This is a genomic window from Altererythrobacter sp. CAU 1778, assembly GCF_054482795.1.
Genome location: NZ_JBTLRP010000001.1, coordinates 1,147,554 through 1,165,265, shown reverse-complemented (window position 1 = coordinate 1,165,265; position 17,712 = coordinate 1,147,554). Strand labels below are relative to the sequence as shown.

The window sequence follows — 17,712 nt, the reverse complement described above, 5'->3', positions numbered from 1 at the left end:
CTCCATTTCCTTTATGCTGCGGCGAATGCGCCGCGCAGGGGTCCAAACGGAGGTTTGCCGGTCCGGTTTCATTAACAGAATACAACAAGAAACTTGTGGCAAATCAGACACACATTAGCCGACGAACGGTAGCAGCAGCACGACCAAACACTTCGTCGTGCGGCCGATTGCGACAGATGGATGGGAACTGCCTTCGACAAGCAGGGCTGGCGCACGTCGGCGGTTCCCGGTATATGCAGCGACATCATGCCAGACACTGACCTCATGCCGATCCCCGGTCAGGTGGATCCCGTTCCCGTTGCGCGCGATATCACGCCGCGCGCGGATGGCCGGACCGACCTTATCGGACTGCCCAAGGCCCGCATTGCGGAGCTTCTTGCCGAGGCAGGTCTCGATGCGCGCCAGGCGAAGCTTCGCGCCAAGCAGGTGTTCCACTGGCTCTACCATCGCGGTGCGACAGAGTTCGATGCGATGACCGACATCGCCAAGACGATGCGCCCATGGCTGGCCGAACGGTTCGTTATCGGGCGGCCCGAAGTGGTGGAGGCGCAGCATTCGACCGACGGCACGCGCAAGTGGCTGCTCCGCACACCCGACGGCCACGATTTCGAGATGGTCTTCATCCCCGATGCAGACCGCGGAACGCTTTGCGTGTCGAGCCAGGTGGGCTGCACGCTTAACTGCCGCTTCTGCCACACCGGCACGATGCGGCTGGTGCGCAATCTGACACCCGGCGAGATCGTCGGACAGGTCATGCTCGCTCGCGATGCGTTGGGCGAATGGCCCAAGGGCAAGATGGACTTCGGCGACGATGCGAGCGCGGCGGAATACACCGCAGACGGTCGCCTGCTTACCAACATCGTGATGATGGGTATGGGTGAACCGCTGTACAATTTCGATAATGTCCGCGACGCGCTGCGGCTGGTGATGGATGGCGACGGGCTCGGCCTCTCGAAGCGGCGCATCACCCTGTCCACCAGCGGCGTTGTGCCGATGATGGAGAAATGCGGCGAGGAAATCGGGGTTAATCTGGCCGTCTCGCTTCATGCCGTTACGAAGGACATTCGCGACGAGATCGTCCCGCTCAACCGTAAGTACGGTATCGAGGAATTGCTGCAGGCGTGCGCCGATTATCCCGGTGCGAACAACGCGCGGCGGATCACGTTCGAATACGTCATGCTGAAGGACAAGAACGACAGCGATGACGATGCGCGCGAACTCGTGCGCCTGATCAAGCAGTTCAAGCTGCCGGCGAAGGTCAACCTGATCCCGTTCAACCCATGGCCGGGTGCGCAATACGAATGTTCCACGCCGGAACGGATTCGGGCCTTTTCCAACATCGTCTTCGAAGGCGGCATCAGTGCGCCTGTCCGCACTCCGCGCGGGCGCGACATCGACGCCGCTTGTGGCCAGTTAAAGACCGCAGCAGAAAAGAAAAGCCGTGCAGAGCGGGACCGCGAGGCAGCAGCGGCGCAGTGAGCGCGGACGAAGCGACGATCGCCTTCTACCAGCGGGAGGCGCCGCGTTACACGCTCAGCTTCGCGCAGGCGCCCAGCCGTCACCTCGATGCCTTCCTCGACCGGCTCGAAACCGGCGCGCGGGTATTGGAGCTGGGCTGCGGTAGCGGACGCGACGGAGCGCGCGTTCAAGAGCGCGGGTTCGACCTGGATGCGACCGACGGCACGGTGGCGATGGTCCGCAAGGCCAACGAACGCTTCGGACTGAACGCGCGGGTCATGCGTTTCGAGGAACTGTCCGCGACCGAGGCTTATGACGCAATCTGGGCGCACGCCTGCTTGCTCCACGCCGCGCGCGCCGATCTTCCCGGTTATCTTCGTGCAATTCATCACGCCCTTCGCCCCGCAGGATGGCACTTCGCCAGCTACAAGTTGGGCGATGGCGAAGGCCGCGATCTGCTTGGCCGCCTGCACAATTTTCCCGACCGCAAATGGATCGAGGCGCTTTATCGCCAGACCGGCTTCGCCGTTGTGGAGAGCGAGGTATACGCCGGAAAAGGTGCGGACGGAACGCAACGCGACTGGATCGCCCTGACGTTGCAGAAACCCCTGTGACCGTCATCGAGGCGATATGCTCTGGGCCCGGTCACCCACTCGCCAACGGCAAGCGTAGCGGCATCGCGAAACAGCCGCTTTCGGGCGCTGTCGTCATTGGAGAGCGCGGCATCGCGTCCGACGTGCAGGTCAATCGCAAGTATCACGGCTTCCCGGCGATGGCGCTGCACCAATTCCCCTTCGAACACCACGCATGGCTGACCGATACGTTCGGGCCGCTGACACCGTTGGGCCAGCCCGGCGGCATGGGAGAAAATCTTTCGGCCTCCGGATTGATGGAAGAGACCGTGTTCATAGGTGACCGCTTCCGGTTCGGAAGTGCGCTGATCGAGGTCACTCAACCGCGTCAGCCCTGCGCCACCATTGAACAGCATCTTCAGACAAAGGGTGTCGTGAAGGCCATGGTCGCCGCAGCGCGATCGGGGTGGTTCTATCGCGTGATCGAGACAGGCACAGCCGAAGCCGGCGATACGCTCCAGTTGGTCGAAAGACCGCAAACAATGTGGAGCGTCAGACGCGCATTCGAAGCGGTATACGGCCGCCGCAGTGCTGCCGAGCCGGAACTGCGCGAACTAGCCGCCCTGCCCCGCGTGTCCGACCGATTGGTCCGGGACATCGCCAAACGGGCCGCGCTGTAACGCACGCTTCGTCGCGCCTGCGGTGTCGCTTCACCGCAATCTCCGCATAGCGCAGTTTCGTTCATCCAGCGTTGGGGACCGATGAACGAGAAACGTCGTTATACCGGAACAACAGACCGAAAGGCTCGCACCATGAAAAAGATTTCTCTCGCTCTCGCCGCTTCCGCGATGACTTTCACCGGCCTCGCCATTTCGGCTCCGGCCGCTGCCGATCCGCCGCGCTGGGCCCCGGCGCATGGCTATCGCGACAAGCACGACAACATCTCCTACCGCCGCACCAATGATGGTATCCGGTACTGGGAAGGCCGCGATGGCCGCTACTACTGCCGCAAGGGCGACGGCACCGTCGGCCTGCTGATTGGCGGCGCGGCTGGTGCGCTCGTCGGGCGCGCAATCGATACGCGCGGCGAACGTGCCACGGGCACGATCCTCGGCGCGGCAGCCGGTGCGCTGCTCGGCAAGAAGGTGGCCGAAGGCCGGAACCGCTGCCGTTAAGCTTGACCTGACCTCTCGCCGCCCGCACACCGGGCGGCGATGAACCGGCCAGCCGTTCTTGTCACTGGAGCCGCGAAGCGCATCGGCGCTTCGATAGCCTCCGCATTCGGCAGGAACGGCTGGCACGTTTGTATTCACTACCGGCGATCCGGCGATGCCGCAGAGGCACTGGCCGCCACCCTCCCCTCCGCCGAAACCGTCTGCTGCGATCTTGTAGATGGAAACGCGGCGGTGGCGATGGTGGAAACGCTGGCAGCCCGGCTTCCTGACTGGCGGGTTCTGGTGAACTCGGCCGGGATTTTCGAGCCGGACGATCTGGCAGCGCTCGATCCCGCCATCAATTCGCGCGCCATGCAGATCAATGCCGTCACTCCTACGCGCATGGCGCAGGCTTTCCTGGCGAGCGCCCGCACGCCGCATGGCCGCCGGGTGATACAGTTGACCGATCAGAAGCTCGCCAACCCGAACCCCGATTTCTTCAGCTATACCATGAGCAAGCACGCGCTGGCCGGGGCGATCCCGATGCTGGCGATGGGCGCGGCGCAGGCGCAGGACCGGGTCTACGGCCTCGCTCCCGGCGCCATCCTGCCAAGCCATGACCAGACGCCGGAGGAAATCGAGGTGTCCCACCGGCTCAACCTGCTCAAGCGCAAGACTGCGGCAGAGGAAGTGGCCGACGCCGCTCTGTGGCTGGCGCAGGGATGGCTTGCGAGCGGGAAGACGCTCTACGTCGACAGCGGCCAGCACTTGCTGCGCCAGAGCCGCGACGTCATCTACCTCGCGCGCGAAATGGATGCGCCAAGGTGAAGCGGCACGCGCTGACGACCCGCCTGTGGCACTGGCTCAACCTCGTTTGCGTGGTGGTGTTGTTCATGAGCGGGCTGAACATTTCCAACGGCCATCGCTTTCTCTATTGGGGGAAAGAGGGCTTCTCGCCCGAACAGGCGTGGGCAGAAGTTCCGCGCTTTCCCGAATGGGCGACCATCCCCGATTATTACAGCCTTGCCGTCGCCCGCGACTGGCACGTGCTCGTGGCCTGGCCGTTCGCACTGGGCCTTCTGTTCGCGTGGGTAGCGATGCTGTTCAATCGCCATTTCCCCCGTGACCTGATGACGCGCCGCCGCGAATGGCGCTGGAGCGCGATCCGCGAGGACATCGTCGACCATCTGAAACTGCGGTTCGACCACCATGCGGGCAAGTACAACTTCCTCCAGAAACTGACCTACGGCGTCGTCCTCGGCGTGATCCTGCCGATGATGATATTCACCGGCATGGCGATCAGCCCCGGAACGGAACCGTTCTGGAGCTGGATGGTCGAGCTGATGGGTGGCCGACAGAGCGCACGCTCGCTGCATTTCATCTTCGCCTGGGCGCTGTTCGCGTTCTTCGTCGTGCACGTGGTGCTGGTGCTGCTGAACAAGCCGCTGCGCCACATCCGCGACATGATTACCGGAGGGCGGGATGCAGCGTAGAAACGTCGTCCTCTCCGGATTGGCCGCGCTGCTCGCGGGCTGCTCGAAGATTGCTAAGAGCGACGCCGGCAAGTCCGTGGTCGACGTGGCAGAGCGGCTGCACAAGGTGACCCAGCGCGCTCTCGGCGGGCGCGAGGGGCTGGCGCCGGAATACACCCGCGCAGACCTCTCGCCGTATTTCCGCGGCAACGGTTCGACCGATATCGACACACCAGCCTATCGCTCCGCGGTGGCCAGCGGGTTTGCCGACTGGCGTCTGGAAGTGCGCGGACTGGTCGATAATCCGCTGTCGCTGACGCTGGAGAATATCCGCCGCCTGCCCCAGCGCACGCAGATCACCCGCCACGACTGCGTCGAGGGGTGGAGCGCCATCGGCGAATGGACGGGGGTGCCGCTGTCCGTGCTGCTGGAAGCCGCGCGGCTGCAAGCGCAGGCGCAGTATATCGTCTTCCGCTGCGCCGACACGCTGGGGGGATCGCGGTATTACGAGAGCGTGGATCTGGTCGATGCCATGCACCCGCAGACGATCATCGCCCACCGTCTCAACGGAGAGCCGCTGCCGGTTAAGAACGGCGCGCCCTTGCGGATGCGAATAGAGCGGCAACTCGGCTACAAGCACGCCAAGTATCTCACCGCGATAGAAGCCGTCGCCAGTCTCGACGACATCGAAGGCGGGAACGGAGGATACTGGGAAGACCGGGGCTACCAATGGTACGCCGGAATCTGATCAGCCAGCCGGGTACAGCCGGTTCATCGCGTCCCAGTCCGTTCGGATCAATTGTTCCAGCACGGTCAGGTCAACGTCGGAAAGGCGATTGATGTAGAGGCAGCTCTTGCCGACCGCGTGCTTGCCAAGTTGCGGCAGCAATGCGTCGCGACTTTCCGCAGTCGCCGGGTCGCAATAGCCACCCATGAGGTAGAGCGAATGCTTGGCCTTGCGCGGACTGAAGCCCGCGCGCATCGAAGTCACCTCGCGCCCGCTCTCGTATGTCGTCGAATAGCTGCCGTAACCGATGATTCCGCCCGGCCACAGCTTCGCCTGTTCGCCCGTGACCGCGCGAAACATCGCGTCGAGCGCTTCGGAATCGGCCCGTTTCTCCGCCGGCTCCACGCAGGCGATGTAAGTTTCCACCTCCGCGCTGCTCGAAGATTTGTCGGCCTGCGTCATGGATGCGGTTTTACGCCGAATTTGACTCGATGCCAATTCGCAGGTGAAACTGCATGCCCACGGTCCACCATGGGGAGTTGGAATTATGTGGCTACTCGACAAGTTCTTGCGCGGCGCAATCGAGCGCGGGCAGCTCATCGTGACCGACCACGATGGCAAGGAATACGCCTACGGTTCAGACGACTGGCAGAGTGTGGAAGGGATGGAGAACGGGCCCATCCGCATTCGCCTGACCAGCCGCAAGGCTGCGCGCCACATCGCGCGGTATCCGCAGCTTGGCGCGGGCGAGGCGTTTATGTGGGGTTGGCTGGTGATCGATGAGCCTCACGACATCCGCGATCTCGTCCTGTTCGTCACCATGAACGCCAAGGTCCGCGGCGAAAAGGCGCTGCAATCGCAAGGCAGGCTCAGCTGGCTGGCGCAGAAGACCATCGCCAAGATCGATGGCATCAACCTGAGAGGATCGGCCCGCAAGAACGCCGAACACGCCTATGACCTGACCCGCCGCCTCTACGAGCTGTTCCTCGACGAGGACCGGCAATACACCATGGCCTATTATCGCGGGGACCCGGAAACGACCTCGCTCGAGCAGGCGCAGCTCGACAAGAAGGCGCATCTCGCGGCGAAGCTGAATATCAAGCCGGGGATGAAGGTGCTCGACATCGGGTGCGGCTGGGGCGGCTTCGCACTCTATCTGCACAGGCATTACGGCTGCGAAGTGCTGGGCGTTGCCCTCGCCCCCGACCAGATCGCCTATTGCAAGGAACGCGCTGAGGCGGAGGGCGTCAGCGACAAGGTCAGGTTCGCGCTGATGGATTACCGCGACGTGGAAGGGGAGTTCGACCGGATCAGCTCCGTCGGCCTGCTCGAACACGTCGGCACCATCCATTACCCGCAGTTCTACGAGCACACCCACCGCCTGCTGAAACCCGGCGGCGTGATGATCTCGCACTGCTGCGGGCGCACGGGGATGCCGGGCTACACCGATGCGTGGACGCGCAAGTACATCTTCCCCGGCGGCTATATCCCGGCCCTGTCCGAACTCGTTACCGAGAGCGAAAAGGCCGGCTGGCAGGTGATGGACGTGGAGGCGATGCGCTTCCACTATTCCTACACGCTGGAGGAATGGTACAATCGCACGGTCATGCACCGCGACGAGATCGTGGCGATGTATGACGAGGTCTTCTACCGGATGTGGCTCTACTATTTGTGCGGCGCGGAGCAGAGCTTCCGCCATGGCACGATGGTCAACTGGCAGCTGGTCTATGTGAAGGACCGCGCCGCCATCCCGATGACGCGCGATTACATGGCGGAAGAAAGCGCAAGGCTGCGCGCCGCCGACACCGCGCCGCGGTGGCACCTCGACCCGGCGCTGCGGGAAGCGGCGGAGTGAGCCTTCGCTCGGCCTAGCTTTTAACCCAACGGTAGACCGGGCCGAACCCCACCAGCGCCGCTCCGACGAAGGGCAGCGCCACCACCCATAACCGCACGCCGGTCAGCCCCTCCGGGCTGGCAATGCTGATCGCGGCGGTCATGGCGAGCCCCAGAGAGATAAGCACGAGGCCAACCACCAGCCGCCATTCCGGCGAAGGCTTGTCGAGCGGGGCGATGGGGGAGCCGCGCTCGTATTTCGCGAACACCGCGATCAGCGGCAGCAGGGCGAGGATGTAAAGCGCGAACCACACCGGGCGCGCAATCCACCACTCTGCTGAGCCGGGAAAGGCATCGAGGCCGATGCCGCCCAGAAGCCACGCAGCGATCAGCACGGCGACGAAGCTGGTCAGGTGCCACAGGTAGATCGTCATGATCATGCCGTTCATCAGCACAACGCCGGTCCAGATCGAGATGTTTTCCAGCATCCGCCGCCCGACTTTCTCCAGCCCCAGCACAAGCCCGGTCTGCGTTATCCCAAGGCTGAGCAGCGCGAGCGTCGGCGGCATGGAGTTCGACAGGTCCGATCCCGGCACCCCGATCATCGCGATGGGATAGGGGTAGCGCATTAACAGAATGACCAGCGCTATCAGCCCGCCCGCGAACAGCAGCCAGGGCCGCACGCCCTTCGCCAGCCTCCCCTCGCCCCAAGCGAACCCAAGCTGATGGATCGCCAGCCAGACGAAGGCGAAGTTGGCCCATCCGATCAGCGGTACGCCGTAGCTCAACCGCAGGAAGTCGACCTCGATCGCAGCCAGCACCAGGACGACGATGCTCCACCAGCCGAACTTGAGCCATGCGGCGTAGGTCAGCGGGGTGACGGCAGTGATACCGAGATAGACGGCGAGGAACCACACCGGCACCAGCGCCAGGTGCGCGGCCATCGCGACGACCCCACGCTCCAGCCCCGCCTGCGTGCCGAGGAAAGTCACCGCCGCCCAGAGTAGCAGGACCGGGAAGACCGGATTGATCAGACGCTGGATGCGGCTCGCGAACCAGTCGGCATAGCGCTTCTGGTCACGCTGCTGAGCGGCCCAGCTGACGCCATTGGAATAGCCACCGACAAGAAAGAAAATCGGCATCACCTGGAAGCCCCAGGTCAGCCACTGGCTCCACGGCAGAATGCCGAGCAGATGCCCGCCTACGACCTCCCCCGCGCCGTCGATATAGGGCGCCGCTACGAGCCAGTGGCCGATAACCACCGCGAGGATGGAGAAAGCGCGGAGGAAGTCGACGTAGCGATTGCGGCTGGGCGGAGCCTGTTCCGCCAGCGTACGCGCCCTGTTCCACATTGATGACATCAAGTATTCCCCCCCAGCGACCCCCAAGCGTCCGGCAAGAACCTTATCACGCGGAAGCGCAATTCCCAGCCGCTGAAAACACCCGCTTTTGCGCGGCAAATCCTTTCGCAATTGCTACGCGCCCCTGCGCCTGTTACCCGCGCCGCCGATTGCCTCACTCACGGGAAATGCCGATGTCCGACGTCAAGAAAGTGGTGCTCGCCTATTCGGGCGGCCTCGATACCAGCGTGATCGCCAAGTGGCTGAAGGTCGAACGCGGGCTGGACGTCGTCACCTTCACCGCCGACCTCGGCCAGGGTGAGGAAATCGAACCCGCCCGCGACAAGGCCCGCGCCATGGGCATCCCCGACGAACACATCTTCATCGAGGACCTGCGCGAGGAATTCGTGCGGGATTTCGTCTTCCCGATGATGCGCGCCAATGCCCGCTACGAAGGCGACTACTTGCTCGGCACAAGCATAGCCCGCCCGCTGATCTCCAAGCGCCTGGTCGAAATCGCGCGCGAGACGGGGGCCGATGCCATCGCCCACGGCGCGACCGGCAAGGGCAACGACCAGGTGCGCTTCGAACTGTCGGCCTATGCGCTCAACCCCGACATCAAGGTCATCGCTCCGTGGCGCGAATGGGACCTCACGAGCCGCACGTCGCTCATCGCGTGGGCGGAAAAGCACCAGATCCAGGTGCCAACGGACAAGCGCGGCGAAAGCCCGTTCTCGACCGACGCGAACCTGCTCCACACCTCTTCCGAGGGCAAGGTGCTGGAAGACCCGTGGGAAGAGACGCCCGACTACGTCTATTCGCGCACCGACCACCCGGAAAACGCACCCGATGCGCCGGAATACATCACCGTCTCCTTCGACAAGGGCGACGGCGTGGCGGTGAATGGCGAAGCGATGAGCCCGGCGACCCTGCTCGCCAAGCTCAACGAATACGGACGTCGTCATGGCATCGGGCGGCTCGACCTGGTCGAGAACCGCTTCGTCGGCATGAAGTCGCGCGGGATGTACGAGACGCCGGGCGGCGAGATCTACGCGCGGGCGCACCGCGGGATCGAACAGCTTACGTTGGACGGTGGCTCCGCTCACCTCAAGGACGAGCTGATGCCCAAGTATGCGGAACTGATCTACAACGGCTTCTGGTTCGCGCCCGAACGCGAGATGCTGCAGGCCGCGATCGATCACAGCCAGCGCTTCGTCACCGGCGACGTGCGATTGAAGCTCTACAAGGGCAGCGTGCAGGTCGTCGGTCGCCGCGCCGATGTCAGCTACAACCTATATTCGCAGGACGTCGTTACGTTCGAAGACGATGCCGGAGCGTATGATCAGAAGGACGCACAGGGCTTCATCAAGCTGAACGCGCTGCGCCTCAAACTGCTCGCCAAGCGCGGCGGATGGACGGCTGAGCAATAATATTTCGCCAAATGCGGTGAAGTGTTGAGTTATCCACCCTTGTCCACTGGCATTTCGCAACAAAGTGGATAAGTCGCAGGCTGCGCCCTTGCCCGAATCGGCTATTGGCAGCATTCTCAAATCATCGAAACGGGGATTGTCCCTCCGACAAGCGAAAGCCGAAAGGCTGGAGCGGAAAGAGGGAATTCGGAACCGTAGCGACGCGACGGCGAAGAGCTGCGCGGTCGAGGATCGGACAGGACATCATCTTCGGATGGAAGAATGACCGGGCCGTTGAAACCGCGAAGGCGCAAAGTCGGATAGACCGAGAATGTCGGTCGGTCTTCGATGGGAATGCAGGGTTTCAAACCGCAAGGTGCGAAACTGGCAGAACCGCTCGAGAAGACAGGCCAAACGATATTCACGGTTTCGGAACCGCCGGGTGGGAAGGAAATGATCCTCGGATCAAATCCGAACCGCCCGACGGAACCGGATACCGACGCGAGCGCCGGGCATATGGCCCTTCCCCCGGAAGGAGCCGGAACCCAGGCGCAAAGTGTTTCTTCGTGAAGCCCACACGCCGGTGAGAGTGGGATCGGTAGCAATACCGATCCCATTTTTCGTATGCGCCATGGAATAGCGCCGGATTCCAGCAGCTTCGTGGGTCATCAGCAAGTTCCCGACCGAACAGCCTACGGCATAAACACCTGATTTCCCTGCAGTTTCTCAATCGCGAATCGAGTCGGACCCGACTTTCGCGGGAATCGGGGGCTTGGTCCCAACCAAAACATGGTTAACCCCGAATCAATCGCGGTGAGCCGTTTTCCGGGGGCGGCAGGCCCCCGCCAGCGTATGGAACCCTAAATCGCCCGCCTGTAAAAGCGCAGGCCTTATGACGGGACACCGCACATACAGCCGAACACTGCGCCGCCAGGCGAAAGTCGGTCTCTTCGCCGCCGCGGGCATGCTCGCGGGAATGCTGCCGACCTCCTCGGTCGGTGCGCAGCAATCCAACGCAGCCGTCGTTCAGAACGACGCCGATTTCGCGGAATTGTTCCAGAAGTTCGAAGAACTGCCCGAAGTCGAAGTGCCGGCGCGCGCCGTGGACATCAGCGAGATCGAACCGCCGATCGAGGCCGAGGCTGAAGAAGTAGCCGCCACCGGTCGTCCGCTCGGCAGCGGCATGGCAAGCTATTACGGGCGCAAGTTCCATGGCCGGCCGACGGCCAGCGGGGAACGCTTCGACATGAACGGCCTCACCGCCGCGCACAAGACGCTTCCCTTTGGCACCAAGCTGAAGGTCACGAATGCCTCTACGGGTCGCTCGGTTGTCGTTCGGGTCAACGACCGCGGCCCGTTCGTTCGCGGGCGGACCATCGACCTGTCACGCGCTGCGGCTGAGAAGATCGGGCTGATTGCCCGCGGCCACGCTCTGGTAAACCTCGAACAGCTTTAATTCCGGCTCGCGGTTTCTGCCTCGCTTTCGGCGCGCGGCAGGCTCAACCGGACAAGCAATCCGCCGAGATCCTCGCTCTCGGCCAGTTCGACCCTGCCGCCGTAGATCTCCGCTACGTCGCGCACGATGGCCAGGCCGAGACCCGTGCCTGGCTTCCCCGTGTCGAGACGCGCGCCACGTGCGAAAATGCGCTGGCGTTCGGTTTCCGGGATGCCGGTGCCGTCGTCTTCGATCCAGACCTCGCAAAGCTCGCTGTCCCTATCGACATCGATGGTCACGAAGACCGAACCCGCGCCGTATTTCGCGGCATTCTCGATCAGATTGCCGAGGATCTCGTCGAGATCCTGCCGCTCTATCGCGACCTGGGCGCCGCGATTGCCCGCGATGTCGAACCGCCCGTCGGGGTAAAGCCGCGATACCGCCCGCTCCACCGCAGAGGCGCTGGCATAGACATTGGCTACCGCGCCCACCGCGCGCCGCCCCACCGCCCGCGCACGCGCGAGGTGATGATCGACCTGTCGCCGCATCACCGATGCCTCGCGCAACACGGTCTTGCACAGGTCCGGCGCATCGGCGGTCGCGGCATTGGTTACCACCGTTAGTGGGGTCTTCAGCGCGTGGGCGAGATTGCCCGCATGGGTCCGCGCTTCCTCTGCCTGCCGTTCGGAATGGGCGAGCAGCGCGTTCAGTTCCTGCACCAGCGGCTGAACCTCGCTCGGCAGGGGGTCGGTCAGGCGGTTGGTCCCGGCGGTTCGCATTCGCTGGATCGCCGCGCGGATGCGGCGCAGCGGTCCGAGCCCGTACCAGGTCTGCATAACGGCCAGCAGGAACAGTCCAAGCCCCAGTACGGCAAAGCTCGCCACCAGAATCGAGCGGATCTGCGCGATCTGCGCCTCGACGTCCTGCCGCGCGCCCGCGACCACGAAGTTCCAGCGTACGTCGCTGTCCGGCAGTTCGATGGTGCGCTCGACCACTCGCAGCGGCTCGCCCGGAAACTGGTCGCTGTCGTAGAAGTGTGGTTCGGCATCGATGTGCCCGCCCGTATCGTCAAGCGTGCGGTCCCATAGAGAGCGCGACGGCAGGCTTTCCGCGCCCTCCCCCGTAATTTGCCAGTAAAGGCCACTATTGGGTTCGAGGAAACGCTGATCGCCTAGAGGACGGTTGAAATAGACGAAGTTTTCGTCACCATCGGTGCCGACCTCTGCGGAGGCGACGATTGCCGTGAGCAGATATTCGAGCTGGTCGTCGAAATTCTGCGAGACGAGGCCGGTCAGCGTGCGGTCCAGCGCGAAACCGCCGAGCAGCAACAGTGCCGAGATCCAGCCCGCCGCGATCAGCATGAACCGCCGCGACAGGCTGCCGGTGCTGGGCGAAACCGCTCCTTCGTCCGGCCGCGCGGCTACCGCCTCGCCATCCCCCGCAGTTACGGGGTCGGACATGGCAAGATCACTCGCGGGGGGCGTCGGCGGGGTCGTCGAGGCTGTAACCGAGGCCACGGATGGTGGTAATCACGTCTGCGCCGAGCTTCTTGCGAATGCGCGTAACGAAGACTTCGATCGTGTTGGAATCGCGGTCGAAATCCTGGTCGTAGATATGCTCGATCAATTCGGTGCGGCTGACGACCTTGCCCTTGTGGTGCATCAGGTAGCTCAGCAGCTTGTATTCCTGCGCGGTCAGTTTCACCGGCTCGCCCGCTAACGTCACGCGGCCGGAGCGGGTATCGAGCCGCACATCGCCTGCGGTCAGTTCGCTGCTCGCATTGCCGGTGGAACGGCGGATCAGGGCCCGCAGGCGCGCAATCAGTTCCTCGGTCTGGAACGGCTTGGCGAGATAATCGTCCGCGCCCGCATCCAGCCCTGCGACCTTGTCGCTCCAGCTGTCGCGCGCGGTAAGGACGAGTACGGGGAACTTGCGGCCTTCCTTGCGCCACATGCCCAGCACGGTCAGCCCGTCGATCTCCGGCAGGCCGAGGTCGAGGATGACCGCATCGTATTCCTCGGTCGAGCCGAGGAAATGCCCGTCCTCCCCATCGGTGGAAAGGTCGACGGCATAGCCGTTCTGTTCGAGCGTCGATTTGAGTTGCTGGCCGAGGGTCGGTTCGTCCTCGACAATCAGAATGCGCATGGATTTCCCCTGCAAGTGCCGCTTCGGGCGATGTGGTCGCTCAACATGAACGCGTCAAGCGGCCCGAAGTGCCTGAGGATTCCCAAGTGGGGTCAGCGCGAGCGCCGCAGCACCTTGCCGGAGCGCGCATCGACGTCGACGAAGACGACCTTGCCCTTCTCGATGAACTTGAGACGGTAGGCGCGCGCGGCGCTGTCGTATTCGGGGCCGAGATATTCCATGCCGCGCATCCGGGGCAGCACCTGCCGCTCGATCTGGCGGAGCGACAGCGTATTGCCCGCCTTCATCTCCTTTCGCGCTTCGTCCTGGTCGCTGCGCGACTGGGCGGCAGCAGGAGCGGCAAAGGTGCCTGCAAGCATTGCGGCACCGGCGAGAGAGGCGAGAATGCGTTTCATAATGACTGTGTGCCTAGGGCCAAGCCATTGAACAAGGGTTGAATGATGCGCACCCGCTGGTGTTCAGGTGCGCATCATCGCCATATCAACGCGTCATTTCGTAAGTCACGCTGACGGTCACGCTGGTGCCGACGAGCCCCGGTTCGACCGGCGGCGGAGCGGGCGGTGGCGCTGCGGAATCCGCCACCATGCGCGCCGCCATCGGCATCGGGCGACCGGGATAGGACGTCTCGCTTATTTCCAGCAATCGCACGCCGCTGTAGCCTGCCCAGCGCGCATAATCGCTCGCCTGCGCCTGCGCGGTCTTCAGCGCTGCCTGCCGCGCCTGGCTGCGGGCGGCGGTATCGTCATCGATGGAGAAGCTTGGTCCGCTGATATCGTTGGCTCCGGCTTCGACCAGCGCATCGAGCACCTCGCCGGTTTCGGCCACGTCGCGAAGCGTCACGCTGACGCGGTTGGAGGCGACGTAGCCGCGGAAGACCTGATCCTGCGTGCGCTGATCGTAATCGTAGCGCGGGCTGAGGTTGATGCCGGTGGTCTGGATGTCGCGCGCCGCAATGCCGAGCGATTTGATCCGCGCGACCACTGCCGCCATCTTCTGAGAGTTGGCGCGCATCGCCTCGACCGCAGTGGCCTCCGTCGTGCTTACGCCCGCGCCGATCTCCACGATATCGGGCGCCGCCTCCACGCTTTCGGTCACCGTTAGCGCGACGACCGGCCCCTGCGACTGGACTTGCACTTCGGATGCGATGGCTGGACTGGCCACGGCGGCAAGCACGGCAAAGGCGGAAATTGGGCGGATCATAGGCAAACTCCTGTGGTTTCGAACAGCTGCGCTGCTCGCAAGCTGCTTACGCGCCACTGAACCGCCTTGTTCCCCGGCCCAATCGCGCCTAGCTGGCCCCGCATGGCAGCACCTCCGATCTTGAGCTGGGTAGGCATGGGACTGCGCCAGGGCGGCGGCTGGCTGTTCGGCGACCCTGCGAATGGCGAGGGTATCGATCTGCACATCGGCCCGCGCGACCGGCTGGCGTTGATCGGGCGAAACGGCGCGGGCAAGACGACGCTGCTGAAGATGATCGACAACCGGATCGAGGCCGATCGCGGCGTTCGCAAGATCAAGCCCGGCACGCGCATCGTGCTGCTGGAGCAGGACCCGGACTTTTCGGGCCACGCCACCTTGATGGACTGGGCACTGACGGGCGAACACCCCCCTGCCCCGCACGAGATCGAGGCCATTGCCGGTCAGCTGGGCATCGACTTGTCGAAGGATGCGGAAGGGGCGAGCGGCGGTGAGCGACGCCGCGCAGCGCTGTCCCGCGCACTGGCGCAGGACCCCGACATCCTGCTGCTGGACGAGCCGACCAACCATCTCGACCTGTCCGCCATCGAGTGGCTGGAAGACTGGCTCAATCGCTTCAAGGGCGCCTTCGTGGTTATCAGCCACGACCGTACCTTCCTGAAGCGCCTGACCCGCGCGACCATCTGGCTCGACCGCGGATCGCTGCGCCGCAAGGATGTCGGCTTTGGCGGCTACGAGGCGTGGGAGGAGCAGGTCTATGCCGAGGAAGCGCGCGCGGCGGAAAAGCTCGATGCCAAGCTGAAGCTGGAAGCGCACTGGCTACAACGCGGCGTCACCGCCCGGCGCAAGCGCAATCAGGGCCGGCTGGAGAAGCTGTGGGAAATGCGCGCCCAGCGTGCCGCCATGCTGACGCCGGGCGGGACTGCAAAGCTGAAGCTCGCCAGCGACGACAACAAGACCAAGTCGGTGATTGTGGCGGAGGGCATCTCCAAGATCTACGGCGATCGCACGATCATCCGCAATTTCGACCTGCGCATCCAGCGCGGCGACCGTATCGGCCTGGTCGGCGGAAACGGTGCGGGCAAGACGACGCTGCTCAAGATGCTCACCGGCGAACTGGAACCGGACACCGGCTCCATCACCCACGCAAAGACGCTCAGCGGGGTGATGATCGACCAGCAACGCAGCCTGCTTTCGGCCGACAAGACGGTTCGGCAGGTGCTGGCCGAGGGCGGCGACTGGATCGACGTGCGCGGCGCGCGAAAGCACGTTCAGGGCTACCTCAAGGAATTCCTGTTCGATCCCGCCATCGTCGACATGAAGGTGGGCGTGCTGTCGGGCGGCGAACGCTCCCGCCTGCTGCTGGCGCGCGAGTTTGCCCGCACCTCCAACCTGCTGGTGCTTGATGAGCCGACCAACGATCTCGATCTCGAAACGCTCGACCTGCTTCAGGAAGTGATTGCCGATTACGACGGCACCGTGCTGATCGTCAGCCACGACCGCGACTTCCTCGACAAGACGGTGACCGTCACGCTCGGCCTTGATGGCAGCGGCGCGGTGGACGTGGTCGCGGGCGGGTACGAGGACTGGGAAGCGAAGCGCAAGGAACGCCGACAGCCCAAGAAGCGGGTCGAAAAGGTCGCGACAGACACGGCTGGGGCTGCCCCGCCTCCCCCCAGATCGGAAAAGATCAGCTACAAGGACCAGCGCGACTACGAACTGCTGCCGGCGCGGATTGAGGAACTGGAAGGCGCGATCGCGAAAGGGGAAACGATCCTTTCGGACCCCGACCTGTTCACCCGCGACCCGCAGAAATTCGCGACCATCTCCAAGGGGATCGAGAACGCCCGTGCCGAAAAGGACGCGGCGGAGGAACGCTGGCTCGAACTGGCGGAGATGATCGAGGGGTGAGCCTGGCGGATGAGATCGCGGGCTGCTCCGCCTGCGCCGCGCATTTGCCGCACGGTGTACGACCGGTGGTTTCCTTCTCCAGCACGGCGCGCCTGCTGATCATCGGGCAGGCGCCGGGATCGAAAGTGCACGAAAGCGGCATTCCATGGGACGATGCGAGCGGCGACCGCCTGCGCGAATGGACCGGCCTGTCAAAGACGCAGATGTACGATCCCGCCCAAGTCGCGCTGGTGCCGATGGGATTCTGCTATCCTGGAAAGGCGGAAGGCGGAGACAAGCCACCGCGCCGCGAATGCGCCCCGCTGTGGCATGACCGGGTGCTTGCGGAACTGCCCGCGGAACGCCTTACGCTGCTGGTCGGCGCCTACGCCCAGGCGCAATACCTGCCCGAAACAAAGCGCCTCTCGATGACGGAGCGGGTTCGCAGCTTCCGCGACTATCTGCCCTGCGTGATCCCCTTGCCCCACCCGGCATGGCGCTCCACACTCTGGATGCGGCGCAATCCGTGGTTTGCGGATGAAGTGCTGCCTGTCTTGCGCGCTGCCGTCGCTCAACTGATGCGATAGAACTGCGCGACCCGCTCCAGCGCCAGCTTCAGCACCAGCTTGCCGCTGCGCGTGGGCCAGCCCAGAGCCTTCTCTGCCGTTGGGAGAGATTCGCCTGCACACACCACGCGCCAGAGGATATCCTCCAGCCCCTTACCCGCTTCGGCCAATGCGGCATCGAACCGCTGTTTCGCAGCGATCTGCCGCTCGCCGGGGGTCAGTCCGGCTTCGCCGCTGCCTTTGATCCGCACCGGATCCCATCGCATCGTAACCGTGGGCGCAAGCTGCGCGCGTTCGTAATCTGCGCGCAGCCGCTCGCCCGCGGCGTGGAGCCGGTCGTCGACATGACCGCGCGCGTGCAGCCAGCTGAGCGGCGATTCGGCGAGGTTGACCGTCGCGCTCCTCGCCTGTTTCCGCACGCCCTTGCGCCGCAGCGGCCCCTCGCTCGTCAGTTCGCGTTCGACCAGGTGTCGGTTCATGGCGGGTCTCCTGTGGATGACTGGGCAGCGCGCCT

Annotated in this window: 19 protein-coding genes; 12 read left to right on the top strand and 7 right to left on the bottom strand. The window is 64.0% G+C overall.

Annotated features, from left to right (window positions below; translation table 11 throughout):
* Nucleotides 1-246: 246 nt before the first annotated feature.
* The 7 genes from rlmN (at nt 247) to ACXYN8_RS05440 (ending at nt 5,404) form a co-directional block, all read left to right on the top strand.
* The gene (gene rlmN / locus ACXYN8_RS05470; protein ID WP_458888913.1) at nt 247-1,479 is read left to right on the top strand and encodes a 23S rRNA (adenine(2503)-C(2))-methyltransferase RlmN; all 1,233 of its coding nucleotides are present in this window, start codon (nt 247-249) and stop codon (nt 1,477-1,479) included.
* On the top strand, nt 1,476-2,072 hold the full coding sequence (locus tag ACXYN8_RS05465; protein ID WP_458888303.1) for a class I SAM-dependent methyltransferase: 597 nt from the start codon (nt 1,476-1,478) through the stop codon (nt 2,070-2,072). Before rlmN ends, ACXYN8_RS05465 begins: the two co-directional genes overlap by 4 nt.
* Entirely contained in the window at nt 2,069-2,710 is a 642-nt protein-coding gene (locus tag ACXYN8_RS05460; RefSeq protein WP_458888302.1) for an MOSC domain-containing protein, read from the top strand. Before ACXYN8_RS05465 ends, ACXYN8_RS05460 begins: the two co-directional genes overlap by 4 nt.
* A gap of 132 nt (nt 2,711-2,842) precedes the next feature.
* A complete protein-coding gene (locus ACXYN8_RS05455; protein WP_458888301.1) occupies nt 2,843-3,205 on the top strand; it encodes a glycine zipper 2TM domain-containing protein in 363 nt (120 codons plus the stop codon).
* 39 nt (nt 3,206-3,244) lie between these two features.
* A complete protein-coding gene (locus ACXYN8_RS05450; RefSeq protein ID WP_458888300.1) occupies nt 3,245-4,012 on the top strand; it encodes an SDR family oxidoreductase in 768 nt (255 codons plus the stop codon).
* The gene (locus ACXYN8_RS05445) at nt 4,009-4,677 is read left to right on the top strand and encodes a cytochrome b/b6 domain-containing protein (RefSeq protein WP_458888299.1); all 669 of its coding nucleotides are present in this window, start codon (nt 4,009-4,011) and stop codon (nt 4,675-4,677) included. The genes ACXYN8_RS05450 and ACXYN8_RS05445 overlap by 4 nt, the downstream gene beginning before the upstream one ends.
* Nucleotides 4,667-5,404 carry a molybdopterin-binding protein gene (locus ACXYN8_RS05440; RefSeq protein ID WP_458888298.1) on the top strand — a complete coding sequence of 246 codons (738 nt, stop codon included), beginning with the start codon at nt 4,667-4,669 and terminating at the stop codon, nt 5,402-5,404. The genes ACXYN8_RS05445 and ACXYN8_RS05440 overlap by 11 nt, the downstream gene beginning before the upstream one ends.
* Here ACXYN8_RS05440 and ACXYN8_RS05435 read toward each other — a convergent pair whose 3' ends face one another.
* Nucleotides 5,405-5,845 (bottom strand): DUF1801 domain-containing protein, encoded by a 441-nt coding sequence (locus ACXYN8_RS05435; RefSeq protein WP_458888297.1) that lies wholly within the window; start codon nt 5,843-5,845, stop codon nt 5,405-5,407.
* An 85-nt stretch (nt 5,846-5,930) separates the two neighbouring features.
* Between ACXYN8_RS05435 and ACXYN8_RS05430 the strand changes: the two genes are divergently transcribed.
* Nucleotides 5,931-7,238: a class I SAM-dependent methyltransferase gene (locus tag ACXYN8_RS05430; protein WP_458888296.1), complete on the top strand. Its 1,308-nt coding sequence runs from the start codon at nt 5,931-5,933 to the stop codon at nt 7,236-7,238.
* A 13-nt stretch (nt 7,239-7,251) separates the two neighbouring features.
* On the opposite strand, the gene ACXYN8_RS05425 is transcribed toward ACXYN8_RS05430, so the two are convergent.
* The gene (locus tag ACXYN8_RS05425) at nt 7,252-8,568 is read right to left on the bottom strand and encodes an acyltransferase family protein (protein ID WP_458888295.1); all 1,317 of its coding nucleotides are present in this window, start codon (nt 8,566-8,568) and stop codon (nt 7,252-7,254) included.
* A gap of 182 nt (nt 8,569-8,750) precedes the next feature.
* Here ACXYN8_RS05425 and ACXYN8_RS05420 point away from each other — a divergent pair, with 182 nt between their 5' ends.
* Together ACXYN8_RS05420 and ACXYN8_RS05415 are read left to right on the top strand one after the other, a co-directional pair.
* Nucleotides 8,751-9,986: an argininosuccinate synthase gene (locus tag ACXYN8_RS05420; protein ID WP_458888294.1), complete on the top strand. Its 1,236-nt coding sequence runs from the start codon at nt 8,751-8,753 to the stop codon at nt 9,984-9,986.
* A gap of 871 nt (nt 9,987-10,857) precedes the next feature.
* Nucleotides 10,858-11,421 (top strand): septal ring lytic transglycosylase RlpA family protein, encoded by a 564-nt coding sequence (locus ACXYN8_RS05415; protein WP_458888293.1) that lies wholly within the window; start codon nt 10,858-10,860, stop codon nt 11,419-11,421.
* Here the strand turns inward: ACXYN8_RS05415 and ACXYN8_RS05410 are convergent.
* The 4 genes from ACXYN8_RS05410 to ACXYN8_RS05395 form a co-directional block, all read right to left on the bottom strand.
* Nucleotides 11,418-12,860: a sensor histidine kinase gene (locus tag ACXYN8_RS05410; protein ID WP_458888292.1), complete on the bottom strand. Its 1,443-nt coding sequence runs from the start codon at nt 12,858-12,860 to the stop codon at nt 11,418-11,420. The genes ACXYN8_RS05415 and ACXYN8_RS05410 overlap by 4 nt on opposite strands.
* A 7-nt stretch (nt 12,861-12,867) precedes the next feature.
* Complete coding sequence (locus ACXYN8_RS05405; RefSeq protein WP_458888291.1) at nt 12,868-13,545, bottom strand: response regulator transcription factor; 678 nt, start codon at nt 13,543-13,545, stop codon at nt 12,868-12,870.
* Nucleotides 13,546-13,637: 92 nt separating this feature from the next.
* Nucleotides 13,638-13,940 carry a PepSY domain-containing protein gene (locus ACXYN8_RS05400; RefSeq protein WP_458888290.1) on the bottom strand — a complete coding sequence of 101 codons (303 nt, stop codon included), beginning with the start codon at nt 13,938-13,940 and terminating at the stop codon, nt 13,638-13,640.
* A gap of 85 nt (nt 13,941-14,025) precedes the next feature.
* The gene (locus ACXYN8_RS05395) at nt 14,026-14,745 is read right to left on the bottom strand and encodes an SIMPL domain-containing protein (RefSeq protein ID WP_458888289.1); all 720 of its coding nucleotides are present in this window, start codon (nt 14,743-14,745) and stop codon (nt 14,026-14,028) included.
* Nucleotides 14,746-14,847: 102 nt separating this feature from the next.
* Here ACXYN8_RS05395 and ACXYN8_RS05390 point away from each other — a divergent pair, with 102 nt between their 5' ends.
* Both ACXYN8_RS05390 and ACXYN8_RS05385 read left to right on the top strand, forming a co-directional pair.
* Complete coding sequence (locus ACXYN8_RS05390; RefSeq protein ID WP_458888288.1) at nt 14,848-16,653, top strand: ABC-F family ATP-binding cassette domain-containing protein; 1,806 nt, start codon at nt 14,848-14,850, stop codon at nt 16,651-16,653.
* Complete coding sequence (locus ACXYN8_RS05385; protein ID WP_458888287.1) at nt 16,650-17,219, top strand: uracil-DNA glycosylase family protein; 570 nt, start codon at nt 16,650-16,652, stop codon at nt 17,217-17,219. Before ACXYN8_RS05390 ends, ACXYN8_RS05385 begins: the two co-directional genes overlap by 4 nt.
* Here the strand turns inward: ACXYN8_RS05385 and ACXYN8_RS05380 are convergent.
* On the bottom strand, nt 17,204-17,677 hold the full coding sequence (locus tag ACXYN8_RS05380) for a DUF6456 domain-containing protein (protein WP_458888286.1): 474 nt from the start codon (nt 17,675-17,677) through the stop codon (nt 17,204-17,206). The genes ACXYN8_RS05385 and ACXYN8_RS05380 overlap by 16 nt on opposite strands.
* Between the last annotated feature and the right edge of the window lie 35 nt (nt 17,678-17,712).